Consider the following 16,814-nt stretch of genomic DNA (forward strand, 5'->3'; position numbering starts at 1 on the left):
AGTTTGCTCTTTGATTTTCATTGAGTATAAGGAGCACGCTTTTGCTCAACTGATTCTAGGAAAGAATCACAATTTTACATTTAAAACGTTAAAAATAAAAATTTAAGTTAGAATGAGGTTTTACTTCATGGAAAATGTTGTTGTACATATTATCTCACACAGTCACTGGGATCGTGAGTGGTACTTGCCTTTTGAAAGCCACCGTATGCAGTTGGTGGAGTTATTTGACAATCTTTTTGATCTTTTTGAAAATGATCCTGAGTTCAAGAGCTTCCACTTGGATGGACAAACCATTGTCCTTGATGACTACTTGGAAATTCGTCCTGAAAATCGCGACAAAGTCCAACGTTACATCGACCAAGGAAAACTCAAAATTGGTCCCTTTTACATTTTGCAGGATGATTACTTGATTTCCAGCGAAGCCAATGTCCGCAATACCTTGATTGGTCAAGCAGAATGTGCAAAATGGGGCAAATCAACACAGATTGGTTACTTCCCAGATACCTTTGGAAATATGGGGCAAGCGCCTCAAATCCTTCAAAAATCAGGCATTCACGTGGCAGCCTTTGGTCGCGGTGTGAAGCCGATTGGATTTGATAACCAAGTCCTCGAAGATGAGCAGTTCACTTCCCAGTTTTCAGAAATGTACTGGCAGGGTGCAGACGGAAGTCGTGTTCTCGGAATCCTCTTTGCCAACTGGTATAGTAATGGAAATGAAATTCCAGTGGATAAAGACGAGGCCTTGACCTTCTGGAAACAAAAATTGGCAGACGTGCGTGACTACGCTTCGACCAACCAATGGTTGATGATGAACGGATGTGACCACCAGCCTGTACAGCGAAATCTGAGTGAAGCCATTCGTGTGGCAAATGAACTCTTCCCAGATGTGACCTTTGTGCATAGTTCCTTTGATGACTATATCCACGCAGTAGAAAGTGCTCTGCCTGAGCAACTATCTACGGTTACAGGTGAGTTGACGAGCCAGGAAACAGATGGCTGGTACACACTTGCTAACACTTCTTCATCCCGTATTTACCTCAAACAAGCTTTCCAAGAAAATAGCAACCTGCTAGAACAAGTGGTGGAACCATTGACGGTCATCACTGGCGGACATAACCACAAGGACCAGTTGACCTATGCTTGGAAAGTCCTTCTACAAAATGCGCCCCATGATAGTATCTGTGGCTGTAGCGTGGACGAAGTTCACCGCGAGATGGAGACACGTTTTGCCAAGGTCAACCAAGTTGGTAACTTTGTGAAAACTAATCTTCTCAATGAGTGGAAGGGTAAAATTGCAACCCAGGAAGCGCAAAGCGACCATCTCTTTACGGTTATCAATACAGGCTTGCATGACAAGGTTGACACTGTCAGCACAGTGATTGATGTGGCGACTTGTGATTTCAAGGAATTGCACCCAACAGAAGGTTATAAGAAAATGGCAGCCTTGACCTTACCAAGCTACCGTGTCGAAGACTTAGAAGGACATGCTGTAGAAGCGAAAATCGAAGACCTGGGAGCTAACTTTGAGTATGATTTGCCAAAAGACAAGTTCCGTCAGGCTCGTATCGCTCGACAAGTGCGCGTGACAGTGCCTGTTCATCTAGCACCACTTTCTTGGACAACCTTCCAATTGCTTGAAGGAGAGCAAGAACACCGTGACGGTATTTACCAAAATGGAGTGATTGATACCCCATTTGTAACGGTAAGTGTGGATGAAAACGTCACGGTCTACGACAAGACAACTCATGAAGCTTATGAAGATGTTATTCGCTTTGAAGACCGTGGTGACATTGGAAATGAGTACATTTATTTCCAACCAAAGGGAACAGAGCCTATCTATGCAGAACTCAAAGGTTATGAAGTCTTGGAAAATACAGCTCGTTTTGCCAAGATCTTGCTCAAGCATGAATTGACAATTCCAGTCAGTGCAGACGAAAAATTGGATGCAGAACAAAGAGGCATCATCGAGTTTATGACGCGTGAAGCTGGGCGCTCAGAAGAGTTGACAACCCTTCCTCTGGAAACAGAGATGACTGTCTTTGTTGATAATCCACAAATCCGCTTCAAGACTCGCTTTACTAACACAGCCAAGGACCACCGTATCCGTCTCTTGGTTAAGACTCATAACACGCGTCCAAGCAATGACTCTGAAAGCATCTATGAGGTAGTAACACGACCAAACAAACCAGCTGCTTCTTGGGAAAATCCTGAAAATCCACAACACCAACAAGCCTTTGTCAGCCTTTATGATGATGAAAAAGGAGTGACGGTGGCCAATAAAGGATTGCACGAGTATGAAATCCTTGGAGATGATACCATTGCCGTGACCATTCTTCGTGCCTCAGGTGAGTTAGGTGACTGGGGTTACTTCCCAACACCAGAAGCTCAGTGCTTGCGTGAGTTTGAAGTCGAGTATGCTCTCGAATGCCACCAAGCCCAAGAACGTTTCTCAGCTTTCCGTCGTGCCAAAGCCTTCCAAACACCATTCACTAGTCTTCAGGTTGCTAAACAAGAAGGAAGTGTTGCTGCGACTGGTAGCCTCTTGAGTCATGCGGCACTCAGCTTACCACAGGTTTGCCCAACAGCCTTTAAAGTGGCGGAAAATGAAGAAGGATATGTACTCCGTTACTACAATATGAGTCAAGAAAATGTGCGTATTTCAGAACACCAACAAACCATTCTTGACTTACTTGAAAGACCATATCCAGTTCATTCAGGACTATTAGCGCCACAAGAAATTCGCACAGAATTGATTAAAAAAGAAGAGATTTAAGATTTGAAAGTGTTTTATAACTAATACTATGAGATAGAAAGGAGGGGCGAAAAGGTAAGAACTAACTGCTGATTCGCCCCTTTTTATGGTAAAAACAATGACCATTGCAACCATTGATATCGGAGGGACTGGGATTAAGTTTGCCAGTCTGACTCCTGATGGAAAAATACTAGATAAGACAAGTACACCGACACCAGAAAACTTGGAGGATTTACTAGCTTGGCTAGACCAACGTCTGTCAGAGCAGGATTATAACGGCATTGCTATGAGCGTTCCAGGCGCGGTCAATCAAGAAACAGGTGTGATTGAGGGAATCAGTGCCGTGCCTTACATCCATGGTTTTTCTTGGTATGAGGCGCTTGCCCATCATCAGCTACCTGTCCATCTAGAAAATGATGCCAACTGCGTTGGACTTAGTGAACTGCTAGCACATCCAGAGCTTGAAAATGCAGCCTGTGTCGTGATTGGGACAGGAATCGGCGGTGCCATGATTATCAATGGCAAGCTTCACCGAGGTCGCCATGGCTTAGGTGGAGAGTTTGGTTATATGACAACCATTGAACCAGCTGAAAAACTCAACAACTGGTCGCAACTAGCGTCTACAGGAAACATGGTTCGATACGTAATTGAAAAATCTGGTCAGACTGACTGGGACGGTCGCAAGATTTACCAAGAGGCTGCAACTGGGAATGCTCTTTGCCAAGAAGCTATTGAGCGCATGAATCGCAATCTGGCTCAAGGCTTGCTCAATATCCAGTATCTTATCGATCCAGATGTCATTAGTCTGGGAGGCTCTATCAGTCAAAATCCAGATTTTATCCAAGGGGTCAAAAAAGCTGTCGATGAATTTGTCGAAACCTACGAAGAATACACGGTCGCACCAGTTATCCAAGCTTGCACCTATCACGCAGATGCCAATCTTTACGGTGCCCTTGTCAACTGGCTACAGGAGGAAAATCAATGGTAACATTTACAGGACTTAGTCCCAAACAAGAGCAAGCATTAGACTTGCTTAAGAAGCATATTTCGCTAGCAGATGTAGAGATAGCAGTCGCTCAGTCTGACCAAGCCTCTATCTCTATCAAGGGTGAGGGTAGCCACTATCAACTAACTTATGGCAAACCGCACCAACTATACCGCGCCTTGTCCTTGTTGGCAACAGCTTTAGTAGAAGGTGATAAGGTAGAGATTGAAGAACAAGCTGCTTATGAAGATTTGGCTTACATGGCAGACTGTTCCCGAAATGCAGTGCTAAATGTCGCTTCTGCCAAACAGATGATTGAGGTCTTGGCTCTCATGGGTTATTCAACCTTTGAGTTTTACATGGAAGACACCTACCAGATTGAGGGGCAACCCTACTTTGGTTATTTCCGTGGTGCCTATTCGGCTGAGGAGTTGCAGGAAATAGAAGCCTACGCCCAGCAGTTTGACATGACCTTTGTGCCTTGCATCCAGACCTTGGCTCATTTGTCGGCCTTCGTTAAATGGGGTGTCAAAGAAGTGCAGGAACTCCGTGATGTGGAGGACATTCTCCTTATCGGCGAAGAAAAGGTTTATGACCTGATTGACGGGATGTTTGCCACTCTGTCTAAGCTGCAGACACGCAAGGTCAATATCGGGATGGATGAAGCCCACTTGGTTGGTTTGGGACGCTACCTCATCTTGAATGGTGTTGTGGACCGTAGTCTCCTCATGTGTCAACACTTGGAGCGCGTGCTGGATATTGCCGATAAGTATGGTTTCCACTGCCAAATGTGGAGCGATATGTTCTTCAAACTCATGTCAGCAGATGGCCAGTACGATCGCGATGTGGAAATTCCTGAAGAAACTCGTGTCTACCTAGACCGTCTCAAAGATCGTGTAACCTTGGTTTATTGGGATTATTACCAAGATAGCGAAGAAAAGTACAATCGTAATTTCCGCAATCACCACAAGATTAGCCAAGATATCGCCTTTGCAGGGGGAGCTTGGAAGTGGATTGGTTTCACACCCAACAACCATTTCAGCCGTCTCATCGCTATCGAGGCCAATAAAGCCTGTCGTGCTAATCAGATCAAAGAAGTCATCGTGACTGGTTGGGGGGACAATGGTGGCGAGACAGCCCAGTTTTCTATCCTACCCAGCTTGCAGATCTGGGCAGAACTCTGCTACCGCAATGACCTAGACCGTTTGTCTGCTCATTTCCAGACCAATACAGGTTTATCAATTGAGGACTTCATGCAGATTGACCTAGCCAACCTCTTGCCAGACCTACCAGACAATCTCAGTGGGATCAACCCTAACCGCTATGTCTTTTATCAGGATGTTCTCTGTCCGATCCTTGACCGACACATGACACCTGAACAGGACAAACCTCATTTCGCTCAGGCAGCTGAGATTCTCTCTGACATTAAAGAAAAAGCTGGGAACTATGCCTATCTCTTTGAAACTCAGGCTCAGTTGAACCAGATTTTAAGCAGTAAAGTGGATGTGGGACGACGCATCCGTGAAGCTTATAAAGCTGGTGACAAAGTCAGCTTGCAGCAAATTGCCAGACAAGAATTGCCAAAACTCAGAAGTGAGATTGAACACTTCCATGCCCTCTTTAGCCACCAATGGTTGAAAGAAAACAAGGTCTTTGGTTTGGATACGGTCGATATCCGTATGGGCGGACTCTTGCAACGAATCAAGCGAGCAGAGAGTCGCATCGAGGCTTATCTGGCAGACCAGATTGATAGCATCGAAGAATTAGAAGTCGAAATCCTTCCATTTAACGATTTTTATGGAGACAAGGACTTTTCAGCCACAACAGCCAACCAGTGGCATACCATTGCGACAGCTTCGACGATTTATACGACCTAGAAATTTATCACAGATAGTTAAACATCTCCTTTTAAATACATGGAGATGTTTTTTGATTTGGAGATAGGGTAGGAGTATAATGAAGGTATAAAGATAATAGTTTGGAGGTCTGACCATGAAAAAGCTACTACTAGTCCTAGGTGCGAGTATGCTAGTTTTATCTGCTTGCCATAAAACGACAGAGGATAGAGCAACTAGTCCGTCAATACCAAAGGAGCAACAAACCAAGGAAACAACCGACTATTTTCACTATCTAGCAGATTCCTATCAAAAGGCTCTTTCCCACGAAAAAGAATCCAAGGATACAACCGTCCAATCACCTATGGCTGCTACAGTTGCAGCCATGGAAGAGCTTCAGTTGTCTAATCCGACTGACCAAGCCTTGATTATGAAGAACTACTCGGATTTTCAGAAGCTAATCCAATACAATGCCGAAAAGTGGGAGGAAGAGTTTGCAAGCTGGGCTTCTTCTATGGGGCAGTCCTATCATAGACTAGAGCATACAAACTTTGATGAAAAAAATGAACTAATCAAAAAATTAGAAACTACAACAGTCTCTCAGAAAAGTGTCAAATGGAATGTTTTTGGAGTATCGAGTGACAATGCTTATGACTACTTGATTTTGGATGCCTACTATGACAATCAGGGTAAACATTTCTACCTATTTACACTGAAGGATGGGCAAGCACAGGTCTTGCATACAGATAAGACGCTAGAAACTATCAGTACTGCAAACTTTGAAGAGACTGAGAACACAGATTTAGCGCAACGTTTTAAGGAGTTCCTTTTCAAAACGAGTGTAACTATAGAGGATAAGCCGGTTGCAGATAATAGGTCTCTAAGAGACAAGATAAAAAAAGCTATGGAATCCTACTCGGATAGTAAAGGTGAAGTATTCAAGTCAACCAATTTGGCCACCTATGGTAAGTACTATGGGCTTGCAGTCCCGGATCAGATTATGCAATTTGGGCAAGTGGATGGGATGAATTATACTTTTAAATGGTATGGGTATATTGCAGGTTCAGGTTCTAGCCGGTTCGATATCCTAGCTTGCTATGTGAATGAAGCAGGGACAGAGGTGATTCTCTTTGGTTACAAGGATGGCAATCCTGCTCTTTTACACACAGAAGGACAGCCGGATATTGAGAAAAACGAATCAGGGGCTATCATAAATGCTCAGGTTCATTTTGTTGTGTTTCATCATCCAGTACTGGAACAAGTTTTCAATTAGTGAAGAGGAAATACACTTATCGTATGCAAAGCGTTTCTCGTGAAACATCCTTCTTATATAAAAAATTTCTCCACATAAAATAATTTGTGGAGTTTTTTCTATAATTAGTAGTTTAACCTAGCCTTCAAATAGGAGTATACTAATAATGTAATCGTTATCAAACCTAAAAATTCGATGAAATCAGTTTTTAGGAATAAAAAGGGAGGAAATTATGAAAAAGTTTTCAAAGACCTTGAGAGATAACTGGATTTTTCTCTTGATGGTTTTACCAGGGGCACTTTGGTTGATTCTATTCTTCTACATCCCAGTATTTGGAAATGTGGTCGCCTTTAAAGACTACCATATGAGTGGTGAAGGATTTATCCACAGTATTATGAATAGTAAGTGGGTCGGCCTCGATAACTTTAAGTTCTTGTTTAGTTCTAAAGATGCTTTTATTATCACTCGTAATACCGTTCTTTACAACCTTGGATTTATCTTTATCGGTTTGATTGTGTCGGTGGGTATTGCTATCATCCTCAGTGAGCTCCGTTCTAAGAGAATGGTTAAAATCTTCCAAACATCTATGTTATTCCCTTACTTCTTATCATGGGTTATCATCAGTTTCTTTACAGATGCTTTCCTAAACATTGACAAAGGGGTTATCAACCGTTTCTTGGAAACCATTGGCATGAAGGAAGTCAACTTCTACGCTGACTTAGGCATTTGGCCATATCTTCTCCTTTTCCTAGGTATTTGGAAAGGATTTGGATATAGCAGTGTCATGTACTATGCGACGATCATGGGAATTGACCCAACCTACTACGAAGCAGCAACAGTGGACGGGGCTAGCAAGTGGCAACGAATTCGCAACGTAACCATTCCTCAGTTGACTCCACTTGTGACAGTTTTGACCATTCTTGCAGTCGGAAATATCTTCCGTGCAGACTTTGGTCTCTTTTATCAAATCCCGCACAATGCTGGTCAGCTTTACAATGTAACCAACGTTTTGGACGTATATGTCTTTAATGGTTTGACTCAGACTGCAGATATCGGTATGGCTTCAGCAGCCGGTCTTTATCAATCCGTTGTCGGTTTGATACTGGTTATCCTATCAAACTTGCTTGCAAGACGAGTCGATCCAAACTCAGCACTATTCTAGAAAGGAGGAAAGCATGGCAGAAAAGAAAATCAAAAAAGAAAAAATCGATAATGTCGGCATTCACTCCTTTAGTAAGAAGGCAGATATCTTCTTTAGTATCATCTCTGGTTTGATTGCTCTTTCTTGTATCTTGCCCTTTATCTTTGTCATCATGATTTCTATCACAGATGAAAAGAGCATCCTTCAACATGGATATAGCTTTTTCCCATCACAGTTTGGATTAGATGGCTTCGAGTTTTTGGCTCAGTTTAAAGATAAGATTTTACAAGCGCTCTTTATCTCAGTATTTGTAACAGTAGTTGGAACAGTGACCAACGTCTTTATCACAACCACCTATGCCTACGCCATCTCACGGACAACCTTTAAGTACCGCAGATTCTTTACGATCTTTGCCCTTCTTAGTATGTTGTTCAATGCTGGTTTGGTACCAGGTTATATCGTGGTCACTCGTTTGCTTCAACTTGGTGATACCGTTTGGGCCTTGATTGTTCCCATGCTCCTCTCACCATTCAACATCATCTTGATGCGTTCCTTCTTCAAGAAGACCATTCCAGAAGCCATTCTGGAGTCCGCTCGTATCGATGGTGCTAGTGAAGCCCGGATCTTCTTCCAGATCTGTTTGCCATTGTCACTTCCAGGTATCGCAACCATCACGCTTTTGACAGCTCTTGGTTTTTGGAATGACTGGTTCAACGCCCTTCTTTATATCAAGAGTGACAACTTGTATCCATTGCAATATTTGCTTATGCAAATCCAACAAAATATGGACTACATTGCCAAAGCAGTCGGCCTATCTGGTCAACTGGGAGTTGCTCTACCAAAAGAAACAGGACGTATGGCCATGGTTGTGGTTGCAACCCTTCCAATCGCGATTCTGTATCCATTCTTCCAACGCTACTTTGTAAAAGGTTTGACCATCGGTGGTGTGAAAGAATAGGACTTGCTGAGAAACATCGTTTCTCCCTTCCCAACTTCATCTTAGTGGCTGAAGTTAAAATCATTAAATCGTTTATAAGTTTAAAAATAAAAAAAGGAGTTTTTATCATGAAAAACTGGAAAAAATATGCTTTTGCATCTGCTAGCGTAGTAGCTTTGGCTGCAAGTCTTGCTGCTTGTGGAAACCTTTCAGGAAACAACAAAAAAGCTGCAGACTCAGGATCAGGAGAAAAACCTGTTATCAAAATGTACCAAATCGGTGACAAACCAGACAACTTGGATGAATTGCTAGAAAATGCAAACAAAATCATCGAAGAAAAAGTTGGTGCTAAATTGGATATCCAATACCTTGGATGGGGTGACTACGGTAAGAAAATGTCAGTTATCACATCATCAGGTGAAAACTACGATATCGCTTTTGCAGATAACTACATCGTAAACGCGCAGAAAGGTGCTTATGCTGACTTGACAGAATTGTACAAGAAAGAAGGAGCAGAGCTTTATAAAGCACTTGACCCAGCTTACATCAAAGGGAACACTGTAAACGGCAAGATCTACGCTGTTCCAGTTGCGGCTAACGTTGCATCTTCACAAAACTTTGCCTTCAACGGAACTCTTCTTGCTAAATATGGTATCGACATTTCAGGTGTAAACTCATACGAAACACTTGAACCAGTCTTGAAACAAATTAAAGAAAAAGCTCCAGACGTAGTACCATTTGCAGTTACTAAGAACTTTATCCCATCTGAAAACTTTGACTACCCAGTAGCAAACGGACTTCCATTCGTTATCGACCTTGAAGGGGATACTACTAAGATTGTAAACCGTTACGACGTTCCTCGTTTCAAAGAACACTTGAAGACTCTTCACAAATTCTACGAAGCAGGATACATTCCAAAAGACGTAGCAACAAGCGACACTTCATTTGACCTTCAACAAGACACTTGGTTCGTTCGTGAAGAAACAGTAGGACCAGCTGACTACGGTAACAGCTTGCTCTCTCGTGTTGCTAACAAAGATATCCAAATCAAACCATTCACTAACTTCATCAAGAAAAACCAAACAACTCAAGTTGCTAACTTTGTTATCTCAAACAACTCTAAGAACAAAGAAAAATCAATGGAAGTGTTGAACCTCTTGAACACTAACCCAGAACTCTTGAACGGACTTGTTTACGGTCCAGAAGGCAAGAACTGGGAGAAAATTGAAGGTAAAGAAAACCGTGTTCGTGTCCTTGAAGGATACAAAGGAAACACTCACATGGGTGGATGGAACACAGGTAACAACTGGATCCTTTACATCAACGAAAACGTTACAGACCAACAAATCGAAGATTCTAAGAAACAATTGGCAGAAGCTAAAGAATCTCCAGCGCTTGGATTCATCTTTAACACTGATAGCGTAAAATCTGAAATCTCTGCAATCACTAACACAATGCAACAATTCGATACAGCTATCAACACTGGTACTGTAGACCCAGATAAAGCGATTCCAGAATTGATGGAAAAATTGAAATCTGAAGGTGCATACCAAAAAGTATTGGATGAAATGCAAAAACAATACGACGAATTCTTGAAAAGCAAAAAATCATAAGATAAACTGATTTCGTGTATTCATTCCTAATTCCTAAAAATACAATCACTGCCTTCCCTAGTTCTCTAGGGGAGGTAGTGATTCTTTTTAGGGTAAATGCATATAATTATTTGCATTTGTATCTAGATATTTGCTCTTACATATAACATTGGACACAGACATATGAAAAAATACCATCTTATTTTAAAAAGTAGTGCAATTTTATCCTATCTATTTTTCGTATTTGGCCTTTCTCAGCTAACGCTTATCGTCCAAAATTATTGGCAATTTTCTTCTCAGGTAGGAAATTTTTTCTGGATTCGAAATCTCTTGAGTTTGCTATTTAGTGGAGTCATGATTTGGATTCTTGTTAAGACAGGCCATGGTTATCTTTTTCGCATTCCAAGAAAAAAATGGCTTTGGTATTCGATTTTGACAGTATTAGTGGTAGTGGTCCATATCTCTTTTAACGTTCAGACAGCTAAACATGTTCAGTCAACTGCTGAAGGTTGGGCCGTATTGATTGGTTATAGTGAAACCAATTTTGCTGAGCTAGGTATCTATATAACTCTGTTCTTTCTAGTGCCACTGATGGAAGAATTGATCTATAGGGGTTTGTTGCAACATGCTTTCTTTAAACATTCGCGATTTGGCCTTGATTTGCTTCTTCCTTCCATTTTGTTTGCTCTTCCTCATTTTTCAAGTCTGCCTAGTCTGTTAGATATTTTCGTTTTTACAACATTTGGAATCATTTTTGCTGGTTTGACACGCTATACCAAGAGCATTTATCCATCCTATGCGGTGCATGTTATCAATAATATTGTCGCGACTTTACCATTTTTGCTGACTTTTTTACACAGGGTATTTGGGTAAAATATTGGTACGAGAGTTAGGAATGATAGTTTTTCAATTTAAGGAGGAAAAATAAGAATGACACCATTAAAATGGTTTACAGGAGGAAGTGAAAGACGTTGTGAAGCGATGGCTATCATAGATCATCTACTGGAAGATATAAAGGATGTGCCTCAACTGACTCCCTTGAAAAATCAGTTAGTGATTTATAAAAAACGATTAGAGGATGATGGAACCTCTACTCCATTTATTCTGAGCCAAATGAACGTTGATATCTCACGTGTGTTGATTGATAACAAGCTAAGTTTGTCAGAAAGTCAAGCCGAGCAGATCAAAAAATTGAGAGAATTATCTGTTATTCGGTATGGTTACTGATAAAGTGCAGTGGCAGGTCTCTTTATATAATTTCCGGTCAAATAAATTGCATTCGTTTTCCCAAGTGGGTATACTAGTATAGTTGAATGAAAAATTCTGAAAATTTAAGAATAGAAAAGAGAACAAATCTTATGGCAAAAGATATTCGTGTCTTACTTTACTACCTTTATACTCCAATTGAAAACGCAGAGCAATTTGCGGCAGACCACTTGGCTTTCTGTAAATCAATCGGCCTTAAAGGCCGTATCCTAGTTGCTGACGAGGGAATTAATGGAACGGTTTCTGGTGACTACGAAACAACTCAAAAATACATGGACTACGTTCACAGCCTTCCAGGAATGGAAGACCTCTGGTTCAAGATTGACGAAGAAAGTGAACAAGCCTTCAAGAAGATGTTTGTTCGCTACAAGAAAGAAATTGTCCACCTTGGTTTGGAAGACAACGACTTTGATAATGACATCAACCCACTTGAAACAACAGGTGCTTACTTGTCTCCAAAAGAGTTTAAAGAAGCCCTTCTTGACGAAGATACCGTTGTCCTTGACACACGTAACGATTATGAGTACGATCTAGGACACTTCCGTGGAGCTATTCGCCCTGACATCCGCAACTTCCGTGAGTTGCCACAATGGGTTCGTGACAACAAGGAAAAATTCATGGACAAGCGTGTCGTGGTTTACTGTACAGGTGGCGTTCGCTGTGAGAAATTCTCAGGCTGGATGGTCCGTGAAGGCTACAAAGATGTCGGCCAATTGCACGGAGGAATCGCAACTTACGGTAAAGACCCAGAAGTTCAAGGTGAGCTTTGGGATGGAAAAATGTACGTCTTTGACGAGCGTATCGCAGTTGATGTTAACCATGTCAACCCAACCATCGTAGGGAAAGACTGGTTTGATGGAACACCATGTGAACGCTATGTCAACTGTGGAAATCCCTTCTGTAACCGTCGTATCCTAACATCAGAAGAAAATGAAGACAAGTACCTTCGTGGATGTTCACACGAGTGTCGTGTTCACCCACGCAACCGCTATGTTTCAGAAAATGAATTGACACAAGCAGAAGTAATCGAGCGCCTAGCAGCTATCGGTGAAAGCTTGGATCAAGTTGCTACAGTATAAAGCAAACAGCCTTCAGGGGCTGTTTTTCTATGCTTTTTATCTAAAAATCTAAAGTTTGTTTCTGTATCTTTCAGGAAAAAAGGGTATACTGTATGTAAACGATTTCAAAGGAGGCCAGTTATGGCGAAAACATTTTTTATCCCAAATAAAGAAAGCATTCTAGGACAACAGGAGGTCTTGACTGCCAAGTCCATCTTAGTCTTGGTAGAGGGCTTGGAGTCACACAGTTATGATGCGGTCTATCTCCGCCAGCCCCTCAATCGTCTCGAGTATATCGAGTGTGGGATTGTAGGCCAGTCGCAATTTCTCTTCAAGGTCAACTATGCGGATAGTCGAAAAGGTTATCAAGTGGTGATTCCAGATTTTCTTACTAGAGCGGACTGGGAGATTGTAGAGACTCTCCTCCAGGCCCTATCTGGTAAGTTGGGGCAAGCGGTAGAAGGGCTAGAAGGCTTTGACTTTGAAGCTTATTTCCGACAAACGGTCAAGCATTATCTAGCGGATAAGGCGATTCGTTTAGTATATTGCCAAGGGCTCTTGTCCCCGATCTATCTCAACAAGGAATACCTAGAGAATTTTTTAGCAGAGGATGGATTGGTACGTTTTGAAGAGCTGGTCAAGAAGGTCCAAGGTTCTGATGCCTACCTTGCCAGTGTGAAATTTTACCCAGACGCCCAAGGCAAGGTACACGGTATCTACCACCTAGCCCAGGGAGTCAAGACGATTTTGCCAAAGGAACCCTTTGTACCAGTGCCTTATACCGAGCAGCTGGCAGGCAAGGAGCTTGTTTGGGAGATTGACCTAGTGAAGATTTCTGGTGATGGCTCAAAAGCAGAAGACTACGAAGCCATCGCTCGCTTGGATTATACAAAATTCCTAGAGTCACTACCAAAAGCATTTTACCAGCAATTAGATGCCAATCAATTAGAAGTACAACCCATCCTAGGACAAGATTTTGAAGGATTGGCAACCATCGAATAGATATTGTTCAAAAAAGAGTTAGCATAAAAATCCCTGTCATTAATAAATGGCAGGGATTTTGGTTAAAAGAATGTCAGGATGCGAAGGTAGTCCACTGTCAGCGCGAGCTCTGCAATGAAGAAGGGTAAGAGAATGGCGCCATCAAGTAAGACAGCGAGCAGGAATCGATAAAATGGGTCGAGGCTACTGGTCTTACTTGGCTTGCTAATCACAAAGAGATTGCCAAGGGCAAAGATGGCCATGCTTAGAAGAGTGAGGATACCAGCAAATCGTAAGCCACCAAAGAGTGCAAAGAAACTTGCTAGAGCTGTTAGGATAAGTGGGATAGCAAAGAGTCTGCTATATCGATCAAAGGCTTCTTGGAATGTAAAGTCGCTCTCCTGGTCCAGCACACGTCGGACAGTAAAGCCTCCCAAAATGATGGAAAAGTAAAATAGAGCGCTAGCGACCAGAATCGAAAGCCCGGTAAAGAGATCTAAAGGTGGGAGCTGGTTAGGAGAACCATTAGCAATAGAAATCATATAGCCATAGTAGAGGTGCTTGATATGATAGATACTAAAGAAAAGATTAATCGAAGACAGCAAGGTGAGTAGGGCAAAGACACTATAACGATGCTTTTGGTCCGTAGTCTTGCTGGTAGTTGGTTCTTGGATAGCATCCAGCAGCCAAGTCCAAAATAGTGAGATTTCTTCTTTGAATCGAGCAGTTTTGCGGGGGTCAATGTCTGGGATATAGGGACTCTCTAAAGCTTTGCTGAGGATGCTTTTCTCTTTTACAGAGTTTTCTTGGTTGCGTTCCTCTTTCCCTTCTCCTTCTCCTTCTCCCTCCGTTTGGATTTCCTCAATTATTTGGGGAGTTTCCTCCTCATGCCTTTCCGACTCTTTGGATAAGATAGGAGTTTCTTGGCTTGCTTGTGGTTCAGTCTCCACAGTTTCCGAAGTCTCTGGTTGGTCGGGTTGGATTTCCGATTTCGTCTGAGCTGATTTCTTCTCAAGATCGGCGCTTTCAAACCATTCTTGTGTCATGGTGGAACCTCCTTTTTTATGGTCGTTTTCTATTTTTAGATTAGCAAATGAAAGCGTTTTTGTCAATGGTTCGTAGAAGGAGATGACTGATCCTCATCTTTTAGAAGAAAGATATCCCCGTCGGTTCGTGCAATGAGCTGATTCTTGACATCGGCTTTTTCAGTTTTGTAGGGGTTGGTTAAGCGTTCATATTGGTTATCCTCCCCTTTTTTGACAGAGTGTCGTCCCTCTCTTGTAAAATGGATAATGGAGCCATGTTTAGCTGTGAGGTTGAGGTTGATTCGTTGCCGCTCTTCTTTGGTGAGAATAAGATTTAGATCTGATCTAGCTTCTAACTCAACCTTGCCGTGGATTTGGATATTTTCAACATGGAGATGTTCTCCTTCTGTCTTGACCTGACTATCTGTCAATTCGGTATCAAAGATATTGATGATATGAGGTGTCGTTAGTGTGCTGTTCTTGATAGAACTTTCTGTTAGTCTTAAGAGATAGCCTTTTGTTTTGATTGTCGCATTTTCAAGATTGGCTTGACGAATGTTGGTCTGTCCACGATTGGCTGAGACATTGATAGCTTTCAGAGTTCTTCCTTTAGGTAGGGAGAGAATGACTTCGTCAAAACGATGAGAATAGCTGCTGGCGATACGGAGTAGGCCTTCGATTCCTGAACCGAGAAAACGATGTTGGGAGACTTGTTTGTCAGTGACGCTCAGTGTTTTGTCACTCATGCCAGTAGTCAGATCGTGACGACCAGACACCGAAGGATGATAGGTGATATGGACCTTGTCATCTACAGACTCTGTGATGGTTAGGCTATGTTCCTCAAGGGTCAAATCAAGTTTTTCCACTTCACTTCCAAAGGTTACTTCTTCGGTGCGATTGTCATAGACGGGGTCTTTTGACATGGCAAGCAAACTTTGAATACCATTGGACTGGGCGCCAACAATGATCATGATAAAACCAAGGATTGTAGAAACCACACCAAAAATGAGAAATCCTTTCGTCAATTTACGCATGTCTGTCACCTCTCTTTCCTTTTTTAAGAATCCATTGCACCAAGCGGACGACCAGAAGACCAAAGAAACGAGCTACATAGGAGATGCCTAGTAGAACAAGAGAAGAAGCACCGATAGCAAGCAAACCAGCCCCGAAAATCAAGATAAAGGCGGATTTGGCTTCGACTAGGACACTAAAGCTCTCTACGATAAAGAGTCCGCCCAGTAGGATACCCGTCACCGAAACGGTGAAAAAGGCTAGAATGACGGAAGCAGCTGCGATAAAAAGCCCGATAATGGTTAAGATAATTGCAATTCCAACAGGGATTCCGATAGGGGCTGCTAGTAAGGCAAGTAGGGCAATGTGTAGCAGTTGACGGTCATTCTTTTGAGCAGGGGCTTCATTGACTTTTTTATCGAGGAGGTTAGAGAGGACATCATGAGCTGCTTCTTTTGGTGTTCCTAGACTAGCAATGAGCTCCTCTTCACCCTCTGTACCTGCATCGTCAAATAGTTCCTTAAAGTAGTCCATGGCTTCGATGCGGTCAGCTTCAGGCAGTTTATGGAGATAGGTTTCTAACTGAGTCAGATAGTCAGTTCTTGTCATGGCGGATACTCCCTTCTATGATGCCGTTGACGGTGTCGGTATAGAGCGTCCATTCTTCCTTTAGAGTAACGAGCTGCTCTACGCCCCGATTAGTCAAGGAGTAGTATTTGCGCATACGCCCCTGAAACTCTCTAGAGTAGGTGGTCAGAAAGCCACTGGCTTCCAATTTTTTGAGAATGGGATAGAGCGTAGATTCTTTGATATTGGCGATGAGCTTAATGGTTTGACTAATCTCATAACCATAAGAATCCCCCTGCTCCAGTACAGCCAAGATGAGAAACTCGATCAAGGCAGAGGATGTTGGGAAGTACATGAGAAACCTCCTTTATATTATATAAAAATTTTATATATACTCTTTTCAAATATATTG

The 16,814-nt window shown here is 42.3% G+C and carries 15 protein-coding genes; 11 read left to right on the plus strand and 4 right to left on the minus strand.

Annotated elements, in window-relative coordinates; genetic code table 11:
* Positions 1-127 precede the first annotated feature (127 nt).
* The 11 genes from HMPREF9184_RS07560 to HMPREF9184_RS07610 all read left to right on the plus strand — a co-directional run bounded on the left by HMPREF9184_RS07560 (position 128) and on the right by HMPREF9184_RS07610 (position 13,820).
* A complete protein-coding gene (locus tag HMPREF9184_RS07560) occupies positions 128-2,773 on the plus strand; it encodes an alpha-mannosidase (RefSeq protein WP_000432741.1) in 2,646 nt (881 codons plus the stop codon).
* A gap of 97 nt (positions 2,774-2,870) precedes the next feature.
* On the plus strand, positions 2,871-3,740 hold the full coding sequence (locus HMPREF9184_RS07565; RefSeq protein WP_033586043.1) for an ROK family protein: 870 nt from the start codon (positions 2,871-2,873) through the stop codon (positions 3,738-3,740).
* Positions 3,734-5,614, plus strand: a complete 1,881-nt coding sequence (locus HMPREF9184_RS07570; protein ID WP_000256038.1) for a beta-N-acetylhexosaminidase — start codon at positions 3,734-3,736, stop codon at positions 5,612-5,614. Before HMPREF9184_RS07565 ends, HMPREF9184_RS07570 begins: the two co-directional genes overlap by 7 nt.
* Before the next feature lie 115 nt (positions 5,615-5,729).
* Positions 5,730-6,845, plus strand: coding sequence for a DUF4767 domain-containing protein (locus HMPREF9184_RS07575; protein WP_000735128.1), 1,116 nt, complete (start codon positions 5,730-5,732; stop codon positions 6,843-6,845).
* 211 nt (positions 6,846-7,056) lie between these two features.
* Positions 7,057-7,986, plus strand: coding sequence for an ABC transporter permease (locus HMPREF9184_RS07580; protein ID WP_000714575.1), 930 nt, complete (start codon positions 7,057-7,059; stop codon positions 7,984-7,986).
* A gap of 13 nt (positions 7,987-7,999) precedes the next feature.
* Positions 8,000-8,923: a carbohydrate ABC transporter permease gene (locus HMPREF9184_RS07585; RefSeq protein WP_000818346.1), complete on the plus strand. Its 924-nt coding sequence runs from the start codon at positions 8,000-8,002 to the stop codon at positions 8,921-8,923.
* Positions 8,924-9,030: 107 nt separating this feature from the next.
* Positions 9,031-10,515, plus strand: coding sequence for an ABC transporter substrate-binding protein (locus tag HMPREF9184_RS07590; RefSeq protein ID WP_000800425.1), 1,485 nt, complete (start codon positions 9,031-9,033; stop codon positions 10,513-10,515).
* 162 nt (positions 10,516-10,677) lie between these two features.
* Positions 10,678-11,367 carry a CPBP family intramembrane glutamic endopeptidase gene (locus HMPREF9184_RS07595; RefSeq protein ID WP_000759844.1) on the plus strand — a complete coding sequence of 230 codons (690 nt, stop codon included), beginning with the start codon at positions 10,678-10,680 and terminating at the stop codon, positions 11,365-11,367.
* Between the two features lie 57 nt (positions 11,368-11,424).
* Entirely contained in the window at positions 11,425-11,721 is a 297-nt protein-coding gene (locus tag HMPREF9184_RS07600; protein ID WP_000188117.1) for a bacteriocin immunity protein, read from the plus strand.
* Positions 11,722-11,852: 131 nt separating this feature from the next.
* On the plus strand, positions 11,853-12,839 hold the full coding sequence (gene trhO / locus HMPREF9184_RS07605) for an oxygen-dependent tRNA uridine(34) hydroxylase TrhO (protein WP_001030023.1): 987 nt from the start codon (positions 11,853-11,855) through the stop codon (positions 12,837-12,839).
* A gap of 120 nt (positions 12,840-12,959) precedes the next feature.
* A complete protein-coding gene (locus HMPREF9184_RS07610) occupies positions 12,960-13,820 on the plus strand; it encodes a DUF4299 family protein (RefSeq protein WP_001140335.1) in 861 nt (286 codons plus the stop codon).
* Between the two features lie 62 nt (positions 13,821-13,882).
* On the opposite strand, the gene HMPREF9184_RS07615 is transcribed toward HMPREF9184_RS07610, so the two are convergent.
* From HMPREF9184_RS07615 to HMPREF9184_RS07630, 4 genes are all read right to left on the minus strand, one after another.
* Positions 13,883-14,845 carry a DUF6574 domain-containing protein gene (locus HMPREF9184_RS07615; RefSeq protein ID WP_000191321.1) on the minus strand — a complete coding sequence of 321 codons (963 nt, stop codon included), beginning with the start codon at positions 14,843-14,845 and terminating at the stop codon, positions 13,883-13,885.
* Positions 14,846-14,907: 62 nt separating this feature from the next.
* Positions 14,908-15,858 (minus strand): DUF4097 family beta strand repeat-containing protein, encoded by a 951-nt coding sequence (locus tag HMPREF9184_RS07620; protein ID WP_001229049.1) that lies wholly within the window; start codon positions 15,856-15,858, stop codon positions 14,908-14,910.
* Positions 15,851-16,444 carry a DUF1700 domain-containing protein gene (locus HMPREF9184_RS07625; protein WP_000198657.1) on the minus strand — a complete coding sequence of 198 codons (594 nt, stop codon included), beginning with the start codon at positions 16,442-16,444 and terminating at the stop codon, positions 15,851-15,853. The genes HMPREF9184_RS07620 and HMPREF9184_RS07625 overlap by 8 nt, the downstream gene beginning before the upstream one ends.
* On the minus strand, positions 16,431-16,757 hold the full coding sequence (locus tag HMPREF9184_RS07630; RefSeq protein ID WP_000273860.1) for a PadR family transcriptional regulator: 327 nt from the start codon (positions 16,755-16,757) through the stop codon (positions 16,431-16,433). The genes HMPREF9184_RS07625 and HMPREF9184_RS07630 overlap by 14 nt, the downstream gene beginning before the upstream one ends.
* Between the last annotated feature and the right edge of the window lie 57 nt (positions 16,758-16,814).

The sequence above is a fragment of the Streptococcus sp. oral taxon 058 str. F0407 genome, assembly GCF_000235485.1.
GTDB lineage: Bacteria > Bacillota > Bacilli > Lactobacillales > Streptococcaceae > Streptococcus.